This window comes from Pseudomonas sp. ICMP 561 (genome assembly GCF_002699985.1).
Taxonomy (GTDB): domain Bacteria; phylum Pseudomonadota; class Gammaproteobacteria; order Pseudomonadales; family Pseudomonadaceae; genus Aquipseudomonas; species Aquipseudomonas quasicaspiana.
Genome location: NZ_LKBT01000034.1, coordinates 311540 through 328567 on the forward strand (window position 1 = coordinate 311540; position 17028 = coordinate 328567).

The 17028-nt window shown below is 59.2% G+C and carries 21 protein-coding genes; 14 read left to right on the forward strand and 7 right to left on the reverse strand.

Going from position 1 to position 17028, the window contains the following annotated elements:
* Positions 1-5 precede the first annotated feature (5 nt).
* The 4 genes from AO242_RS21330 (at position 6) to AO242_RS21350 (ending at position 3805) form a co-directional block, all read left to right on the forward strand.
* Positions 6-1148, forward strand: coding sequence for a uroporphyrinogen-III C-methyltransferase (locus tag AO242_RS21330; RefSeq protein WP_099270262.1), 1143 nt, complete (start codon positions 6-8; stop codon positions 1146-1148).
* The gene (locus AO242_RS21335) at positions 1145-2389 is read left to right on the forward strand and encodes a heme biosynthesis protein HemY (RefSeq protein WP_099270263.1); all 1245 of its coding nucleotides are present in this window, start codon (positions 1145-1147) and stop codon (positions 2387-2389) included. The genes AO242_RS21330 and AO242_RS21335 overlap by 4 nt, the downstream gene beginning before the upstream one ends.
* Before the next feature lie 230 nt (positions 2390-2619).
* The gene (locus AO242_RS21340) at positions 2620-3150 is read left to right on the forward strand and encodes a disulfide bond formation protein B (protein WP_099270264.1); all 531 of its coding nucleotides are present in this window, start codon (positions 2620-2622) and stop codon (positions 3148-3150) included.
* A gap of 181 nt (positions 3151-3331) precedes the next feature.
* Positions 3332-3805: an Rsd/AlgQ family anti-sigma factor gene (locus AO242_RS21350; RefSeq protein ID WP_027902928.1), complete on the forward strand. Its 474-nt coding sequence runs from the start codon at positions 3332-3334 to the stop codon at positions 3803-3805.
* 366 nt (positions 3806-4171) lie between these two features.
* Here the strand turns inward: AO242_RS21350 and AO242_RS21355 are convergent, their stop codons facing one another.
* Positions 4172-4849: an FKBP-type peptidyl-prolyl cis-trans isomerase gene (locus AO242_RS21355; protein ID WP_027902927.1), complete on the reverse strand. Its 678-nt coding sequence runs from the start codon at positions 4847-4849 to the stop codon at positions 4172-4174.
* 217 nt (positions 4850-5066) lie between these two features.
* On the opposite strand from AO242_RS21355, the gene AO242_RS21360 reads away from it, so the two are divergent.
* Positions 5067-6161, forward strand: a complete 1095-nt coding sequence (locus AO242_RS21360) for an AlgP family protein (RefSeq protein WP_099270266.1) — start codon at positions 5067-5069, stop codon at positions 6159-6161.
* Here the strand turns inward: AO242_RS21360 and AO242_RS21365 are convergent.
* Positions 6158-6622 carry a TIGR02444 family protein gene (locus AO242_RS21365; RefSeq protein WP_099270267.1) on the reverse strand — a complete coding sequence of 155 codons (465 nt, stop codon included), beginning with the start codon at positions 6620-6622 and terminating at the stop codon, positions 6158-6160. The genes AO242_RS21360 and AO242_RS21365 overlap by 4 nt on opposite strands.
* Positions 6623-6668: 46 nt before the next feature.
* On the opposite strand from AO242_RS21365, the gene AO242_RS21370 reads away from it, so the two are divergent.
* The 3 genes from AO242_RS21370 to AO242_RS21380 all read left to right on the forward strand — a co-directional run bounded on the left by AO242_RS21370 (position 6669) and on the right by AO242_RS21380 (position 9896).
* Positions 6669-8579: an ATP-binding cassette domain-containing protein gene (locus AO242_RS21370; RefSeq protein ID WP_099270348.1), complete on the forward strand. Its 1911-nt coding sequence runs from the start codon at positions 6669-6671 to the stop codon at positions 8577-8579.
* 16 nt (positions 8580-8595) lie between these two features.
* Positions 8596-9183 carry a mechanosensitive ion channel family protein gene (locus tag AO242_RS21375; RefSeq protein ID WP_027902923.1) on the forward strand — a complete coding sequence of 196 codons (588 nt, stop codon included), beginning with the start codon at positions 8596-8598 and terminating at the stop codon, positions 9181-9183.
* An 86-nt stretch (positions 9184-9269) separates the two neighbouring features.
* Positions 9270-9896, forward strand: coding sequence for a LysE family transporter (locus AO242_RS21380; RefSeq protein WP_099270268.1), 627 nt, complete (start codon positions 9270-9272; stop codon positions 9894-9896).
* Between the two features lie 175 nt (positions 9897-10071).
* Here AO242_RS21380 and rnk read toward each other — a convergent pair whose 3' ends face one another.
* The 3 genes from rnk to cyaY all read right to left on the reverse strand — a co-directional run bounded on the left by rnk (position 10072) and on the right by cyaY (position 11186).
* Positions 10072-10479 (reverse strand): nucleoside diphosphate kinase regulator, encoded by a 408-nt coding sequence (gene rnk / locus AO242_RS21385; protein ID WP_099270269.1) that lies wholly within the window; start codon positions 10477-10479, stop codon positions 10072-10074.
* Positions 10480-10611: 132 nt separating this feature from the next.
* On the reverse strand, positions 10612-10851 hold the full coding sequence (locus AO242_RS21390) for a DUF1289 domain-containing protein (RefSeq protein WP_027902920.1): 240 nt from the start codon (positions 10849-10851) through the stop codon (positions 10612-10614).
* Between the two features lie 2 nt (positions 10852-10853).
* Entirely contained in the window at positions 10854-11186 is a 333-nt protein-coding gene (cyaY, locus tag AO242_RS21395; RefSeq protein WP_099270270.1) for an iron donor protein CyaY, read from the reverse strand.
* A gap of 238 nt (positions 11187-11424) precedes the next feature.
* On the opposite strand from cyaY, the gene lptM reads away from it, so the two are divergent.
* Genes lptM through AO242_RS21425 form a run of 6 tightly spaced genes read left to right on the forward strand, consistent with a single transcriptional unit; the run spans position 11425 to position 15997 of the window.
* Positions 11425-11571, forward strand: coding sequence for an LPS translocon maturation chaperone LptM (gene lptM / locus AO242_RS21400; protein WP_049827215.1), 147 nt, complete (start codon positions 11425-11427; stop codon positions 11569-11571).
* Positions 11572-11580: 9 nt separating this feature from the next.
* Complete coding sequence (gene lysA / locus AO242_RS21405; RefSeq protein ID WP_099270271.1) at positions 11581-12828, forward strand: diaminopimelate decarboxylase; 1248 nt, start codon at positions 11581-11583, stop codon at positions 12826-12828.
* Between the two features lie 3 nt (positions 12829-12831).
* On the forward strand, positions 12832-13662 hold the full coding sequence (gene dapF, locus AO242_RS21410; protein ID WP_099270272.1) for a diaminopimelate epimerase: 831 nt from the start codon (positions 12832-12834) through the stop codon (positions 13660-13662).
* A 13-nt stretch (positions 13663-13675) separates the two neighbouring features.
* Positions 13676-14410: a DUF484 family protein gene (locus AO242_RS21415; RefSeq protein ID WP_099270273.1), complete on the forward strand. Its 735-nt coding sequence runs from the start codon at positions 13676-13678 to the stop codon at positions 14408-14410.
* A gap of 2 nt (positions 14411-14412) precedes the next feature.
* Positions 14413-15312 carry a tyrosine recombinase XerC gene (gene xerC, locus AO242_RS21420; protein WP_027902915.1) on the forward strand — a complete coding sequence of 300 codons (900 nt, stop codon included), beginning with the start codon at positions 14413-14415 and terminating at the stop codon, positions 15310-15312.
* Positions 15305-15997: an HAD family hydrolase gene (locus AO242_RS21425; protein ID WP_099270274.1), complete on the forward strand. Its 693-nt coding sequence runs from the start codon at positions 15305-15307 to the stop codon at positions 15995-15997. The genes xerC and AO242_RS21425 overlap by 8 nt, the downstream gene beginning before the upstream one ends.
* 178 nt (positions 15998-16175) lie before the next feature.
* On the opposite strand, the gene sutA is transcribed toward AO242_RS21425, so the two are convergent.
* The gene (gene sutA / locus AO242_RS21430) at positions 16176-16502 is read right to left on the reverse strand and encodes a transcriptional regulator SutA (protein WP_027899839.1); all 327 of its coding nucleotides are present in this window, start codon (positions 16500-16502) and stop codon (positions 16176-16178) included.
* Between the two features lie 100 nt (positions 16503-16602).
* Positions 16603-17028: a secondary thiamine-phosphate synthase enzyme YjbQ gene (locus tag AO242_RS21435; RefSeq protein ID WP_027899840.1), complete on the reverse strand. Its 426-nt coding sequence runs from the start codon at positions 17026-17028 to the stop codon at positions 16603-16605.

A 17028-nucleotide genomic window follows, 5' to 3' on the forward strand; every position in this document is an offset into this window, starting at 1 on the left:
GATACGTGAGCGAAACAGCCTTGCCTAAAGATGATTCCGAATCTGTGCTGACACCACCGACACCCGACCCATTGCGCCCTGAGCGTCCGGCCGGACGCAGCAACGGGCTGGTGGTGCTGGCTTTGTTATTTGGCGTTGCTGGCATCGCCGTCGCCGGTTGGGGAGTATGGCAACTGCGCGCTGTTCAGGCGAGCCATCAACTGCAACGCACTCAAATGCAGGATATCGCCGCGCAAACCCTGACATTGCAAACCAGCGAGAAACAGCTCTCCGAGCGACTGGCGCAATTGCCTCCTGCCGATGAGCTGGAAGAGCGTCGGCGTCTGGTTGCACAGTTGCAAGGCGATCAGCAACGCTTGAGCCAGCGACTGGAAACCGTACTCGGTGCCAGCCGCAAGGACTGGCGTCTTGCCGAGGCCGAGCATTTGCTGCGTCTGGCGAGCTTGCGCCTCTCTGCATTGCAGGACATCAACAGCGCTCAGGCGTTGGTGCAGGGCGCTGACGAGATTCTTCGCGAGCAGGATGATCCAGGTTCCTTTGCCGCCCGTGATCAACTGGCGAAAAGCCTGGCGTCGCTGCGCAGCATCGATCAGCCGGACCGTACCGGTCTGTTCCTGCAGCTTGCAGCGTTGCGTGATCAAGTCGCCCAACTCAATGAGCTGGCCCCGGAATACAAAGATAAGGGCGAGTCGCTGCTCGGATTGACCGATGGCAAAAGCGAAGACAGCCATCTCGTGCAGTGGTGGAATGAGATCTCCCACTACATTCGCATCGATTTCAACGCCGACAAAAACATCCGCCCGTTACTGGCCGGGCAAAGCCTTACCCAGGTTCGTCTCGCGCTGAGCCTTGCGCTTGAGCAGGCGCAGTGGGCAGCCCTTAATGGCCAGCCACAAGTGTTTGAACACGCTCTGGCTGAGGCGAAAGAGGTGTTGCGCACCAACTTCAATCAAGATGACTCCCAGAGCAAGATGCTCTCCGCACGTCTGGACGAGCTTTCCAAACAGCCGGTTTCGGTGATGACTCCTGATCTCGCCCAGAGCCTCAGTGCCGTTCAGGCCTATCTTGAGCGGCGTCATGCCTCGGCCGGTGCGCCGGCAGCCGTGAAAAGCCAACCTGCTGAAGCCCGCGAGGGGACCAGCCCATGAAACGTGCCTATGTGCTGTTGTTCATCGCAATCGCCGTAGCTGCGGCGATTGGTGTGGCGATTGCCGAGCATTCCGGCTACGTCCTGATTGCCTATAAAAACTTCCGCTACGAATCCAGTCTGTGGGCCACATTGGGCCTGTTGTTTGCCATCTGGCTGGTGCTTGTCGTGGTGCGTCTGCTGGTCCGTCTGCTCACGACCTCCGGTTCAGTCGCCAACCCATGGTCGCGGCGCAACCGCAGCCGACGCATTCAGGTGGCGATCGAGCAAGGTCAAATGGATCTGGTCGAAGGCCGCTGGGCCAGCGCACAGCGCCATTTGCATCGTGCCGCCGAATCAGAGCCGCAGCCCTTGCTGTATTACCTCGGTGCGGCTCGCGCCGCCAACGAGCTAGGCCATTACGATGAGAGCGACAGCTTGCTCGAGCGCGCCCTTGAACGTCAGCCTCAAGCAGAACTAGCGGTTGCTCTGAGCCACGCCCAGTTGCAGCAGGACCGTGGCGACAGCGATGGCGCGTTGGTGACATTGCAGGCCATGAACGAACGCCATCCTCACAACGCGCAAATCCTGCGTCAGCTACAGCGGCTGTATCGCGAGCGCGGTGAATGGTCTGCGTTGATCAAACTCATGCCTGAACTGCGGAAAGACAAGGTTCTGCCACCGCAGGAGCTGGCGGAACTGGAGAAACGCGCCTGGGGTGAAAACCTCACGCTGGCGGCCTACCGCGAGCATGATGAAAACGGTAGCTCTGCGGGTTTGCCCGGTCTCGATAGCGCCTGGAAAGGCTTGACCTCGGCGCAACGTCAGGAGCCGCAACTGGTGCTGGCTTATGCCGAGCAGCTGCGCCGGTTAGGCGCAGACGCACAGGCCGAAGAGGCGCTACGTGCTGCGCTTAAACGTGAATACAACAGCCATCTGGCTCGTCTGTACGGTCTGGTGCGCGGCAGTGATCCTTCACGGCAGCTTCAAACCGCAGAGGGCTGGTTGAAAAACCATCCTGATGATCCGAGCCTGCTGCTGACCCTGGGCCGGCTGTGCCTGCAAAGCAGTTTGTGGGGCAAGGCCCGGGACTATCTGGAAACCAGCCTGCGATTACAGCGCAATCCGGAAACCTGTGCAGAGCTGGCGCGTCTGCTTGGCCAATTAGGCGAGACCGAGCGCAGCAACCAGCTCTTCCAGGAAGGTTTGGGCTTGCTTGACGAGCGACTGCTGGCACGACCACTCCCCGCCTTGGCAGGCTGATCAAGCAGCCAGGATATCTGGCTGCTTGATAGGTGTTTTGATCGCCGATGTAGGAAAAGTCACTGATGTTTGCTTTTTGTAGGCAACGTCCTTCAAAAGATCGCGATAAAGCGGTCATCCATCGTCTGCAAATGCCCACCTAAACAGGGACGTATCCTTACGCCGGTGCCTTGAAAGGGTTGAGCGCTTTCACTACCGTAACTGCCTTCGTCTCTGGTTACGGATTTGCCATGCAACTGGCTCGCACACGCTCCCTGTTTTTTCTGGTGTTTATTGCCTGTGCAATGATCGTCAGCTCTGTTGTTTATCTGCAGTGTGTTGTCGTCGGGCTCTCACCTTGTGTGCTTTGTCTGTGGCAGCGTGCCGTCTTCGTGGCCAGTGGTCTTGTAGCATTGATCGCTACAATCCATGCGCCAGGCCGTGCAGGATGCGGGGCTTACAGTGCTGTCATCCTGCTGCTCACCTTGTCGGGGGCATCAATAGCCGGGGGACAAGTCTGGCTGCAGACAGCAACCGTCGACCAGACTATCGAGGTGATTGCGCAGGTCGAACGGCTCCTGGATATGCTCTCGCTGTACTCGCAGGTCGACAGATTGCGCAGTGATGCCACGTTTTGTGCGGAAATTTCCTGGTCGTTGTTCGGCATCAGCTTGCCTGAGTGGAGTCTGCTGGCTTTCGTGGGCCTGGCGCTGGTCATGCTGTATGCACTGTTCAACGCTTCGCTTCGCGCTCCGACTGCCGAAAGTCGGGCCGGGGATTAAACACTTGTATGAACTTTATCTCCTGCGTACCTTGATGGGCTGGTCGTGCGGGCATAATCTGGCCCGCAAGCGTTATTGGATATATGCATCATCTGTTGCTCGCAATGCCTGTGTCGTCGACACCGACGAGATCAAAACCAGGCCTGCGCAGACTGCATGCCCCTGAAGGGAAGTGATCATCATGTTGGAAAGCTGTCAGAACGCGCAGGAACGCTGGGGCGGGGTCAATAAGCTGATTGATCGCTGGCTACAGGATCGCCTTGAATTGATCCGCGTCTACGATGCCCTCGGTGACACACCCGAAGCCTTGGCGGCGGATCGTGAAGGCCTTCAGAAATTCTGTGAAGTGCTTGTCGATTATGTTTCGGCCGGGCACTTCGAAATCTATGAGCAGCTCAACAGTGAAGCCAAGGCGTTCAATGACGAGCGTGGTCTTGAGCTGGCCGATACCATCTACCCGCGTCTGAAAGTCATCACCGAGTCCGCACTGGCCTTCAATGACCGCTGCGACAATGGCGACTGTTCTGATTGCACCGTCGTTGCGGCGGAGTTCAACAAACTGGGCGGCTTGTTGCATGAGCGTTTCGAGCTGGAGGATTGCCTGATCGAGGTGCTCCACAACTCCCACAAGGAAGAAGCGGCCACTCAAGCCTGATGACTTCTGCGTGAATGAAAAAAGGGGGGCCAGTGGGCACCCCTTTTTTGTTTCTGTCGGGATTGAAATTGAATCTCACTGTGGGAGATTCTGTGGTTGTCTTCAAGCTTGATCTTGTAGGACCGGCTTTAGCCGGGAGAGCGGTATTTCTGACGAAGAAAATTTAGCGAATGCACCTACGCCCTCCCGGCTAAAGCCGGTCCTACGGGATTGTGGAACCTGTGGGAGCGAATTCATTCGCGAATGCGGCATTTCAAGCGATACATCAGTTGCGGATGTACCGGCCCCTTCGCGAATGAATTCGCTCCCACGGATTTGTATTTGCAGGCCAACATAGAGTCTCCCACAGAGTTCTGTGCTGGATGATTACTGCGACACCCCAACCAGTTCGATTTCAAACACCAGCGGCGTGAATGGATCGATCAAGTCACCGGCACCCTCTGCGCCGTAAGCTTCCGCCGAAGGAATGACCAGGCGCCATTTGGCACCGACGGGCATATTTTGCAGTGCAGTGGTCCAGCCGCTGATTACGCTGTCGAGGCGAAACCACTGTGGCTGGGCGCTTTGGTCGAAGACGGTGCCATCTGGCAGACGACCGACGTAGCGAACCTGAACGCGGCCATCAACGCTTGGCTTGGGGCCTTTGCCTGCGACCAGTTCGGTCATCAATATGCCGTCTGCCAACTCGGTGACACCGGGTTTGGCTTTTTCGCTGGCCATGAATTTCTGTTCGCCTTCCATTGCAGCTTCGCTGAGCGGCTCGACGCTGCCTGACGCTTCGGCTTCGGCCACGGCGGCGTCATGTTCGCGCAGGATCTGCTCGATGCGCTCCTTCTTCAGCGCCAGAGGTTTGCCTTGGTAAGACTGCTGCAAGCCTTCAATCAGGGCAGGCAGATCAAGGTCCGGCACTTCCTGATGCAAACGCTCACCCAGGCTTGCGCCGAGGCTGTAAGCGAGATCGTGTGCCTCGCTGGAAGGTGCGGCGTGCACAGCCTGAGCCACCGGCAACAACAGGAACAACGACGTTAACAGGTAGCGCGACATGAATGCTCTCCGGCCTGGGAAGGCAGCGATTATGCCAGTGCAATGGCCCGTGTGTGATGAGTGTTTGAAGATGAATTTCGCACTGCATTGGCAGTGACTGCAACAAGCATTTATCCGGGTATGCAACAGGGAGCGTTTCATGCTGTCAAGATGCCCTAGCGGCGCTGCGGGCAGAGGTCTAGTATGGGCCGCAAATCAGTCAGCCTGGAGGTAAGTCATGTCGGCCAAAAACAAGCCAGTAAATACCCCGTTGCATTTGCTACAACAGCTGTCGAGCAGCCTGCTCGAACACCTCGAAGACGCCTGCTCCCAAGCGCTGGCTGATGCGGAAAAACTGCTCGCCAAGCTTGAAAAACAACGTGGTAAAGCGCAGGAAAAACTGCACAAGTCGCGTACCAAATTGCAAGACGCAGCCACCGCTGGTAAAGCCAAGGCACAAGGCAAGGCCAAGTCTGCCGTGGCTGAACTTGAAGAGTTGCTGGACGCGTTGAAAGAGCGCCAGAGCGAAACTCGCGGCTACATCCTGCAGCTCAAGCGCGACGCTCAGGAAAGCCTGAAACTGGCTCAAGGCGTTGGCCGAGTCAAGGAAGCCGTCAGCAAGGCGCTGGACAGCCGTGCCGCTAAACCGGCTCCGGCCAAAGCGGTCGCTGCAAAAGCCAAAGCACCAGCGGCCAAAACCGTTGCTGCAAAAGCTCCCGCTAAAACTGCGGCCAAGGCTCCAGTCAAAGCACCTGCCAAAGTAGCGGCCGCCAAGCCTGCCGCGAAAACGGTTGCCAAGGCTGTTCCTGCCAAAGCAACGCCAGCCAAAGCAGCCGTAAAACCGGCCGCCAAAGCACCGGCTGCCGCAGCAAAACCAGCTAGCAAGCCAGCCGTTAAAACCGCAGTCAAAGCCCCTGCGAAAACCACGACAGCAAAGCCAGCGTCAGTTGCTAAAGCCCCGGCCAAAACTGCAGCGGCAAAACCTGCCGCTGCAAAACCCGTTGCCAAGCCAGCCGTCAAAGCACCTGCTGCAAGCGCAGCCAAACCCGCTGCTAAAACTGCTGCCGCCAAGCCGGCTGTGAAAGCACCGGCCAAGGCTCCTGCCAAACCAGCCGCAGCCAAGCCCGCTGCTAAACCAGCTGTCGCCAAGCCAACTGCGGCGAAACCAGCCGTGAAGCCTGCCGCTAAACCAGCTGTGGCCAAGCCAGTCGCTGCCAAACCTGCAACGCCGACTGCTCCCGCTGCGACTGCAACCCCTGCTCCAGCGCCAGCCACTGCTGCGACGCCTGCGCCTTCGGCATCCAACAGCAGCACCCCGACCAGCGCTTCCTAAGGCCGGTCCATCGCGACGCGCAGCACCTGCAGCGCGTCGTGATTTTGCCCGGCGGCCTCGCCCGCCAGGCAAATCAACCAATCCCCTTGTTCTGCGGTTTCCTGTGCCGACCATTTCAGTGTCTGCGCTTCCAGCCTCCTCAGCAGTTCTCGTTCCGCCTCCAGTTCCAGGGCTTTGACTTGCTCGCGTAGCACGCTCAAGGGCGTATCGTGCTGAGCGCTGTTGCGCCATTGCGTGCGCAATTCCCGGAGCGGGCGCACCACGTCGTCATGCCAGGGCGTGGCCAACTGTCCGATTTCCAGCGCGCGTTCGGTTGTGCAAACGACACCGCGTTGACTCAGCCATGCGCCGCACAACAGCAGGCAAACATTGGCGCCGCTGGCCTGCAGGCTCAGACAAGCCTGCTCGACACCCGGCCTGGCATACAAATCGAGGGTGAAACTCCAAAGGTCAGAAGGCATAGTGCGCTACCTGTTTGAGACGAAGCTGGTAGACTCCGCCGCCATTATGATTCGACTTCAAAGCCTTACCTTACAGCGTGGCCCGCAACGTCTGCTAGAAGACGCCGAGCTGACCCTGCACGCCGGTCAAAAAGCCGGCCTGATCGGTGCCAATGGCGCCGGTAAATCCAGCCTCTTCGCTTTGCTTCGGGGTGAACTGACCCCCGATGCCGGTGACTGTCTGCTGCCCGCCGACTGGCGTATCGCACACATGCGCCAAGAGGTCGACACCCTTGAGCGCATCGCCGTGGACTATGTCCTCGATGGCGACCTGCGCTTGCGCGAGGTGCAGCGCCTGCTGGTTGAAGCTGAAGCTGCTCAGGACGGCGCAGCCCAGGCACGTATGCACTCGGAGTTGGATAGCGCCGACGGCTATACCGCCGATGCACGGGCCCGCAAGTTGCTGGCCGGGCTGGGCTTCAGCAATGAACAGATGGAAAAGCCGGTCGGAGATTTCTCCGGTGGCTGGCGGATGCGCCTGAACCTGGCGCAAGCCTTGATGTGCCCTTCGGATCTGTTGTTGCTCGACGAACCGACTAACCACCTGGATCTCGATGCGATCCTGTGGCTGGAGGACTGGCTGAAGAGCTATCCCGGCACGCTGCTGCTGATCTCCCACGACAGGGATTTTCTGGATGCCGTGGTTGACCATGTCGCGCACGTCGATCAGCGCAAAATAACCCTCTATCGCGGCGGCTACAGCGCTTTCGAGCGCGCCCGTGCGGAACGTATGGCCCAGCAGCAACAGGCCTACGAGAAGCAGCAGGCGCAGCGCGCGCACATGGAAAAGTTCATCACGCGCTTCAAGGCTCAGGCCACCAAAGCCAAGCAGGCACAGAGCCGGATCAAGGCTCTGGAGCGTATGGAAGAGCTGTCCGCGGCGCATGTGGACTCGCCATTCGACTTCACTTTCCGTGAGTCCAGCAAGATTTCCAGCCCGTTGCTGGATCTGTCCGATGCGCGTTTGGGTTATGGCGACAGAGCGGTGCTGGAGAAGGTCAAGCTGCAACTGACCCCGGGTGCCCGTATCGGCTTGCTCGGGCCAAACGGCGCGGGTAAGTCGACCCTGATCAAAAACCTTGCGGGTGAACTCGAACCTTTGAGCGGCCACATGGCTCGGGGCGAAAACACGGTGGTGGGCTACTTTGCCCAGCACCAGTTGGACTCGCTGGATGCCAAGGCCAGCCCGATGCTGCACCTGCAGCGTATCGCTCCGACCGAGCGCGAGCAGACGCTGCGTGACTTCCTGGGTGGCTTCGACTTCCGCGGCGGACGTCTTGATGAGCCGGTGCTGAATTTCTCGGGTGGTGAGAAGGCGCGTCTGGCCCTGGCGTTGATCGCGTGGGACCGGCCGAACCTGTTGCTGCTCGATGAACCTACCAACCACCTGGATCTGGAGATGCGACTGGCGTTGACCATGGCCCTTCAGGAATTCAGTGGCGCGGTATTGGTGGTCTCCCACGATCGGCATCTGCTCAAAAGTACGACCGATGATTTCCTGCTGGTCGCTGACGGCCGTGTTCAGGAGTTCGACGGCGACCTGGAAGATTACGCACGCTGGCTGGCTGAGTATCGGCTGCGCAATGCGCCGGTCAGCAATACGCCGATCAACGTCGACAAGACCGATAAAAAGGCCCAGCGCCAGCAAGCGGCTGCGCTGCGTCAGCAGTTGGCTCCGCACAAGAAGTTGGCGGACAAGCTTGAGCGCGACCTTGGCACGTTGCACGAGCGGCTCGCCAAGGTTGAGGCGGAACTGGCCGACAGCGCCAATTACGAAGCGGCCAACAAAGACAAACTGCGTGATTTGCTCGCCGAACAGGCGAAGCTCAAAGTGAGTGAAGGCGAGTTGGAAGAGTCGTGGATGGAGGCTCTGGAGTTGCTGGAGTCCATGCAGGCTGAACTGGAAGCACTTTCGTGAGCACGTCGAGGGACTGATGGAAGCATTTGCATCGCTGGTTCCGCCGCACTGGGTGGAGCCGATCTGGCTGGGATTGCAGATACTGCTGATTCTGGTCGCCGGTTACATGGCGCAGCGGCTGGTGGGGCGTTTTCTGACGCGTCTCGGCGAGCGCTATCCGTTGCCCCCTGAACTACTGCTGCCACTGCGCGGTGGTTTACGCTGGTTCATCATGGGCAGTGCATTCGTGATTGTGCTGGGCCAGCTCGGGGTTTCTGCCACGGTACTCTGGACCGCCCTCTCAGGCTTCGTGGCGGTCGCTGCGGTGGCGTTCTTCGCCATGTGGAGCGTGTTGTCCAACCTGCTTTGCGCCGTGTTGATCTACACCATCGGGCCGTTTCGAATTGGCGATGTGGTCGAGTTGGTCGACACCCTCGACAAGCCGGGCGTCAAAGGCCGCGTGCTGGAAATCAACCTGATGTTCACCACCCTGATCGAGCCTCCCGAGGCCGGTGGCGCGCTGGTGCAGGTCCCCAACAGCCAGTTTTTCCAGAAGTCGGTGCGTCGCTGGCGCGGTTCCGATGGCTTCCCGACCATTGCGGTCGACAAAACGCCGGAAAATTAATTTTCGCGGCACCCCCCTGCTGAATCTAGTCAATTGCCCGAGAAGCCACTAGCTTATCGGGCATTGGTGTTTGTCCGAGGTGTGTAATGTCTTTCGATACATGGCTGGCTTTCTTTGCTGCTTGTTGGGTGATCAGTCTTTCGCCGGGTGCAGGCGCTATCGCGTCGATGTCCAGCGGCTTGCGTTACGGTTTCTGGCGCGGCTACTGGAACGCCTTGGGCCTGCAGATCGCATTGGCGGCACAGATCGCAATTGTCGCTGCAGGTCTCGGCGCGGTGCTCGCTGCCTCGGACATGGCATTCACGCTGATCAAGTGGTTTGGTGTGGCGTATCTGGTGTATCTGGGCATCAAGCAATGGCGGGCACTGCCTGCCGACCTGTCCGAAGACTCGGCCGTTCGGCCTGTTGGTAAACCCATGGCGCTGGTCGTCCGCGGGTTTCTGGTGAACATCAGTAACCCGAAGGCAATGGTCTTCATGCTGGCAATCCTGCCGCAGTTCATCGACCCTAACGCACCGCTGCTCGCCCAGTACCTGACCATCGGAGCAACAATGGTCACTGTGGACATGATTGTCATGGCGGGCTACACCGGGCTGGCTTCGAAGATATTGCGCGCGCTCAAGACCCCAAAACAGCAACGCCGCATGAACCGGACCTTTGCCGGTTTGTTCGTGGGCGCTGCGGGTTTCCTGGCGACGCTGCACAGGGCGTAACGGCGTTTACGCGCTGGCATCCTCGCGGCTTAAGCCGCTCCTACGGATCTCGCGTGACCGTAGGACTGGCTTTAGCCGGGAGGGGGGCGTTACATTCGACGCGTTTACATCTGAAGGACTAACGCCCTCGCGGCTGAAGCCGCTCCTACGGGGCGTAAGCCTTAAATCAACAGGCCTACAAATACTCCCCCGCCGCCTCCGGCTGATACTCAACCGCCAGCAATGTCAGCTTGAGGGTCTTGCCGCCCGGGGCGGGCCAGTCGATGTGCTGGCCGACCTGCAGGCCCAGCAAGGCTGAGCCAATAGGTGCGAGGATTGAGACTGTGTCCTCGGCACCGGCATCTTTCGGGTAGACGAGCTTCAAGTGGTAATCCTTGCCACTGACTTCTTCGCGGCAATGCACTTTTGAATTCATGGTCACGACACCGGCGGGTACGTCTTCGTGGCTGACCACTTGCTCGGCGCGGTCCAGCTCGGCTTGCAGGGCTTCGAGGCCGGGAGTGGTTTCCTCAAGGCTCTCGATCAACTGTTCAAGACGCTGCACGTCCAGCCGGGTCAGGATGATGGAAGGTTGTGTCGACATGTTGGCAGGCTCCTTTTTCTGCGCTGCATAAAACAAAACCCCGCCTGAAGTGGCGGGGTTTTGAAGGGCTTCATCGATGAAGCATGTCTGGACACTAACACAGCAGGGGTATTACACAACCCGGCAAGACCGTTATGCGTCGGGAGACTGAGTGGCGTCAGCCACTTCTCGGCGCTGGTCTGCATTGGCGCGAATCTGTCGGCGTCGATTGTCGTCTGCCGAGCGCCATTCACGGATGTCTTCCACATGGCGGAAGCAACCGAGACACACTTTCTGCTCGTCGAGCCGGCACAGGCTGATGCAAGGCGAAGGCACTGCCGGGCTGACGTTACTGTACAGCGGCTTGGGCGGTCGGACGGACGTAGCGGTCACGCTCAAATCTCGTCGAAGTCGAGTTCGACGCCAGCCTGCTCCAGCGTGAAGCGCTTGAGCATTTCGCTCAACAGCTCATCGCTGGTATCGCAGCTCCAGCGCTGCTCTTCTTCGTCGTAGTCGAAGTGAAAACCGCCGGAACGCGCTGCCAGCCACAGCTGACGCAGGGGTTCCTGGCGGCTGAAAATCAGCTGAGTGCCATTTTCGAACTTGACGGTCAACACACCGGCCGAGTTTTCAATGTCCAGATCCAGACCACTCTCGTCGAAAACATCTTCCAGATTTTGCTGGGTGGCATCGACCAGGTCGTGAAAGCGGGCTTCGGTCAAACTCATCAGGGGAACCTCAAAAAGTGTCTGCTGTTGGCGCAGCGACGCAAGATACGGTCGCTTTGAAGCAAATGCAAAGCTTACCCGCCCAACGAACAACACAGCGCCAATAATTCGCTCTGGCTACCACTGAATCAGTGGCGTAGCGTCAAAGCCCCGCCGGACGGGAACCCGGCTACGTAGGCAAGCCGCTGGGTGGCCGGTATACTCGGGCGCAATTAATGCTTTTACAAAGGATTTCGCCATGAAGCGCCTGATCTCTTCGCTTGCTGCGCTTGTCGCGGTCGCTTGTCTTGTTACTGCCTGCGGCCAAAAAGGCCCGTTGTATCTGCCGGATGACCAGAAATCTTCCGATGACCAGGCCAAGTCGCAATCGCACAAGCATCTTTAAGGGAATTACATGGACGCCTTCAACTACCGCGATGGTGAGCTGTTCGCGGAAGGTGTAGCGTTGTCTGCCATTGCCGAGCGTTTCGGCACGCCGACCTACGTCTACTCCCGCGCTCACATCGAAGCGCAATACAACGCCTATGCTGATGCCCTGAGCGGCATGCCGCACCTGGTCTGCTACGCCGTCAAAGCCAACTCCAACCTGGGCGTGCTCAACGTACTGGCGCGTCTGGGTTCAGGCTTCGACATTGTTTCCCGTGGCGAGCTGGAGCGAGTGCTCGCTGCAGGCGGCAAAGCAGAAAGGATCGTGTTTTCAGGGGTCGGCAAGACCCGTGATGACATGCGCCGCGCGCTGGAAGTGGGCGTGCACTGCTTCAACGTCGAGTCCACCGACGAGCTTGAGCGTCTGCAGATTGTCGCGGCCGAAATGGGCGTTCGTGCCCCGATCTCGCTACGCGTCAATCCGGACGTCGATGCTGGCACGCATCCGTACATCTCCACCGGCCTCAAGGAAAACAAATTCGGCATCGCCATCGCTGATGCTGAAGACGTCTACATCCGCGCTGCACAGTTGCCGAATCTGGAAGTCATCGGCGTCGATTGCCACATCGGTTCGCAACTGACCACGCTTGAGCCGTTCATTGACGCGCTCGATCGCCTGCTCGCGCTGGTGGATCGTCTTGGCGATTGCGGCATCCTGCTGAGCCACATCGATCTGGGTGGCGGTCTTGGCGTGCGTTATCGCGATGAGGAGCCACCGCTGGCTTCGGATTACATCAAGGCCGTGCGTGAGCGTATGGACGGTCGTGACCTGTCACTGGTTTTCGAGCCCGGCCGCTTCATCGTTGCCAACGCGGGCGTGCTGCTGACTCAGGTCGAGTACCTCAAGCATACCGAGCACAAGGATTTCGCCATCGTCGACGCGGCGATGAACGACCTGATTCGCCCGGCGCTGTATCAGGCCTGGATGGACGTCACTGCCGTCCGCCCACGTGACAGCGCGCCTCGCGCCTACGACATCGTCGGGCCGATCTGCGAAACCGGCGACTTCCTCGCCAAGGGCCGCGAACTGGCCCTGGCTGAAGGTGATCTGCTGGCCGTGCATTCGGCCGGTGCCTACGGTTTTGTCATGAGCTCGAACTACAACACTCGCGGTCGCACCGCTGAAGTGTTGGTCGACGGCTCGCAGGCTTTCGAAGTACGCCGCCGCGAGACCGTGGCCGAGCTGTTTGCTGGCGAAAGCCTGCTGCCGGAGTAACCCATGCTGCTGCGTTTTACCAAGATGCATGGCCTGGGCAACGACTTCATGGTTTTGGACCTGGTCAGCCAGCACGCGCATATTTTGCCCAAGCACGCCAAACAATGGGGTGACCGGCACACCGGCGTCGGTTTCGATCAGCTATTGCTGGTTGAAACCCCGACCAACCCGGATGTCGATTTCCGCTATCGGATTTTCAACTCCGATGGTTCCGAGGTTGAGCAGTGCGGTAATGGTGCGCGCTGCTTTGCGCGCTTCGTGCTGGACAAGCGCCTGACCGCCAAGCGCCTGATCAAGGTCGAAACCAAAAGCGGAATTATTGAGCTGGAAATCCGCAATGACGGGCAGATCAGCGTCGATATGGGGCCGCCACGGCTGATCCCGGCGGACATCCCGTTTCAGGCCACCGAGCAGGCATTGAGCTACAGCGTCGACGTTGACGGCGAGACGGTCGAGCTGGCCGCCGTCTCCATGGGCAATCCCCATGCGGTGTTGCGCGTGAACGACATCAACAACGCGCCGGTGCATGCATTGGGTCCGAAAATTGAACACCATCCGCGCTTTCCGGCGCGGGTCAACGTAGGCTTTCTCTACGTCGTCGATCGTCAGCGTGCGCAATTGCGTGTCTGGGAGCGCGGAGCCGGGGAAACCCAGGCCTGTGGTACTGGTGCGTGTGCGGCAGCCGTTGCGGCGATCAGCCAGGGCTGGATGGATTCGCCACTGCTGATCGATCTGCCGGGTGGACGTCTGTCAATCGAGTGGGCTGGCCCGGGCCATCCGGTTCTGATGACGGGTCCCGCTGTACGGGTCTACGAAGGCCAGGTTCGTCTATGAGTGAGCAAAAGCGATGACTGACAAGCCTAAGACTTCAACCGAAAAGTCTGGCGAATCGCCGGTCGATACGGCAGCGCCAAACCTTGAAGCAGAGGCGATCATCGCTTACCTGCTCGATCACCCGGATTTCTTTGCCGAGCACGACGAGTTATTGGTTTCGATGCGTATCCCGCATCAGCGCGGCGACACCGTTTCCCTGGTCGAGCGTCAACTCAAGCTGCTGCGCGAGCGCAACATCGAGATGCGCCATCGTCTGTCTCAACTGATGGACGTCGCTCGGGACAACGACCGGCTGTTCGAAAAGACCCGCCGCCTCAACCTGGCATTGATGGACGCCAGCAGTCTCGAAGAAATCGTGATCGCCGTTGAAGACAGCCTGCGGCAGGACTTTCAGGTGCCTTTTGTCAGCCTGATTTTGTTCAGTGACAGCGCGATGCCGGTTGGCCGTTGGGTTAGCAGTGTGGATGCGCAAAAAGCTATCGGTGGTTTGATCGGCGACAAGACCGTGTGTGGCGCCTTGCGTGAGCACGAGCTGACCTTCCTGTTCGGTGCCGAGCAAGGCAAGGAAGTCGGCTCCACCGCCGTCGCAACCCTCAGCCATCTCGGCCTGCATGGCGTGCTGGCCATTGGCAGTCGCGATCCGCAGCATTACAAAAGCTCGGTGGGGACCCTGTTTCTCAACTACATTGCCGATGTACTGAGCCGTCTGCTGCCGCGCTTCACCCACTCCCTACGCTCGGTTCGCTAGTGATGGAACGACAGCTGGACGCTTACTGCACACATTTGCGCAGTGAGCGCCAAGTGTCGCCACACACACTTGAAGCCTATCGCCGTGACCTCAACAAGGTGCTGGCGTACTGCGAGAAGCAACAGCTGAACAGTTGGGCTGCGCTGGATATTCAACATCTGCGCAGTCTGATCGCCCGCCAGCATCAGCAGGGTCAATCCTCGCGCAGCCTGTCCCGCCTGCTCTCCGCAGTACGTGGGCTTTATCACTACCTCAATCGCGAAGGCATCTGCGAGCACGACCCGGCCAATGGCCTGTCGCCCCCCAAAGGCGAGCGACGCCTGCCGAAAACCCTCGATACCGACCGTGCCCTGCAATTGCTGGACGGTGGTGTTGAAGACGACTTCCTCGCCCATCGTGATCAGGCGATTCTGGAGTTGTTCTATTCGTCGGGCTTGCGCCTGTCCGAGCTGACCGGTTTGAACATGGAGCAACTGGACCTGAGCGAAGGTCTGGTGCAAGTGCTCGGCAAAGGCAGCAAGACCCGCGTTCTGCCGGTGGGCAGGAAAGCCCGTGAAGCGCTGCAGGCGTGGATCGCACTGCGGGCGCTGGCCAATCCTGAGGATGACGCCGTGTTCATCAGCCAGCAGGGTCGACGCCTTGGGCCGCGCGCCATTCAGAAGCGGGTCAAGGCCGTTGGTGAGCGCGAGTTAGGGCAAAACCTGCACCCGCACATGCTGCGTCACTCGTTTGCGAGCCATCTGCTTGAGTCGTCCCAGGATTTACGCGCAGTGCAGGAGTTGCTCGGTCACGCTGATATCAAGACCACGCAGATCTACACCCATCTGGATTTCCAGCATTTGGCGTCGGTCTACGACAGCGCCCATCCGCGGGCCAAACGCAAAGGTTCTGACCATGATTAAGCTGATCACCTTCGACCTCGATGACACGTTATGGCACACCGCACCGGCTATCGTCGGCGCCGAAGCCACCCTGCGTGACTGGCTGGCCGCCAACGCGCCAAAGCTTGGTCCGGTACCTGTCGAGCATTTGGGGGAGATTCGTACGCGGCTGGTGGAAGCCGATCCGACCTTCAAGCACCGCATCAGCGCTTTGCGGCGGCGCGTGCTGTTCCATGCTCTGGAAGACGCCGGTTATGCCTCGGCTGAAGCTCAAGCGCTGGCTGACCAGGCTTTCGAGGTGTTTTTGCATGGCCGCCATCAGGTCGAGATATTCCCGGAGGTCCATCCGACCCTGGAGGTTCTGGCCGCGACCTACACGTTAGGTGTGATCACTAACGGCAATGCCGATGTGCGTCGTCTGGGGCTGGCCGATTATTTCGCCTTCGCCCTGTGTGCCGAAGACCTGGGCATCGGCAAGCCGGACCCTGCTCCCTTCGTGGAGGCACTCAAACGTGCCAATGTCGATGCTGGCGCTGCGGTGCACATCGGCGACCACCCCGGCGATGACATCGCAGGCGCCCAGCAGGCCGGTATGCGAGCGATCTGGTACAACCCGGCGGGTAAGCCTTGGGAAGCAAAAAAACGGCCTGATGCCGAGATCAGCAGCCTGACGCAGTTGCCGGGGGTGTTGCGAGGGTGGGGGTGATCCGTTGGAGCGAGGCTTGCCCGCGAACCTGCCGGCGTGGTGCATCAGACACACTCCGTTATCGTTTTTCGCGGGCAAGCCCGGCTCCAACGGAAGATTCCATATCCCGCCGTGAGATTTTCGCCAAAAAAAAGCCCGCAGCGACAGCGGGCTTTTTCTTATCCGGCAACAGGCTCCCTTAGATAGGGCGGCTACCGTATTTGTTATCCGGCTTCTTGGGCGGATCGGCGACCACGTTGGCCTCCACTTCCTGCACCTTGCCACCGCGGGCGAGGAACTCTTCCATGGCACGAGCCAGAGCGTCACGCTCTTTGTTCTTGGCTTCGACACTAGGCAGTTCATCAACCGAGACAGCAGCCTTGGCCTTGCCTTTGGTCGGGGTTACCGTAGCTTCCGCACCGTCATCGGCATCAGCGCCATCCTCTTCGGGAGCAGCCGCAAGCTCCTCACCGTCCTCTTCACCTTCCAGATCATCAACCAGATCGTCGTTGTCATCGTCGCTCATGTTCTACCTCATGACTTGCGAAAGCAGATTAGTTATAGCCCAGCTGCGTACGTTTACGAATGCTGCCGGAAGAAATTCAACATCCGCTGCAAAACAGCGGTTATGCCTGTTCACCCTGAAGGGTGGCGAGGACGTTGCGAGCACCGCCAGCATCACGGTGCTCACCCAGATAAACACCTTGCCAGGTGCCTAGCGCCAATCGACCCGCCGAAACCGGCAATACCAACTGGCAGCCTAGCAAACTGGCCTTGAAATGCGCCGGCAGATCGTCAGGGCCTTCGTCTTCATGTTCAAAGCCGTGGGTGCCTTGTGGCACCAGACGGTTGAAAAAGCGCTCGAAGTCACGACGTACAGCCGGGTCGGCGTTCTCGTTGATGGTCAACGAAGCCGAGGTATGCTGCAGCAACAAATGGAGCAACCCGACTCGACACTCTCGCAGCTCCGGCAAGCCTGCGAGAATTTCATCGGTTACCAGATGAAACCCGCGTGGCCTTGCCCGCAGGGTAATTCTGGTCTGTTGCCACAT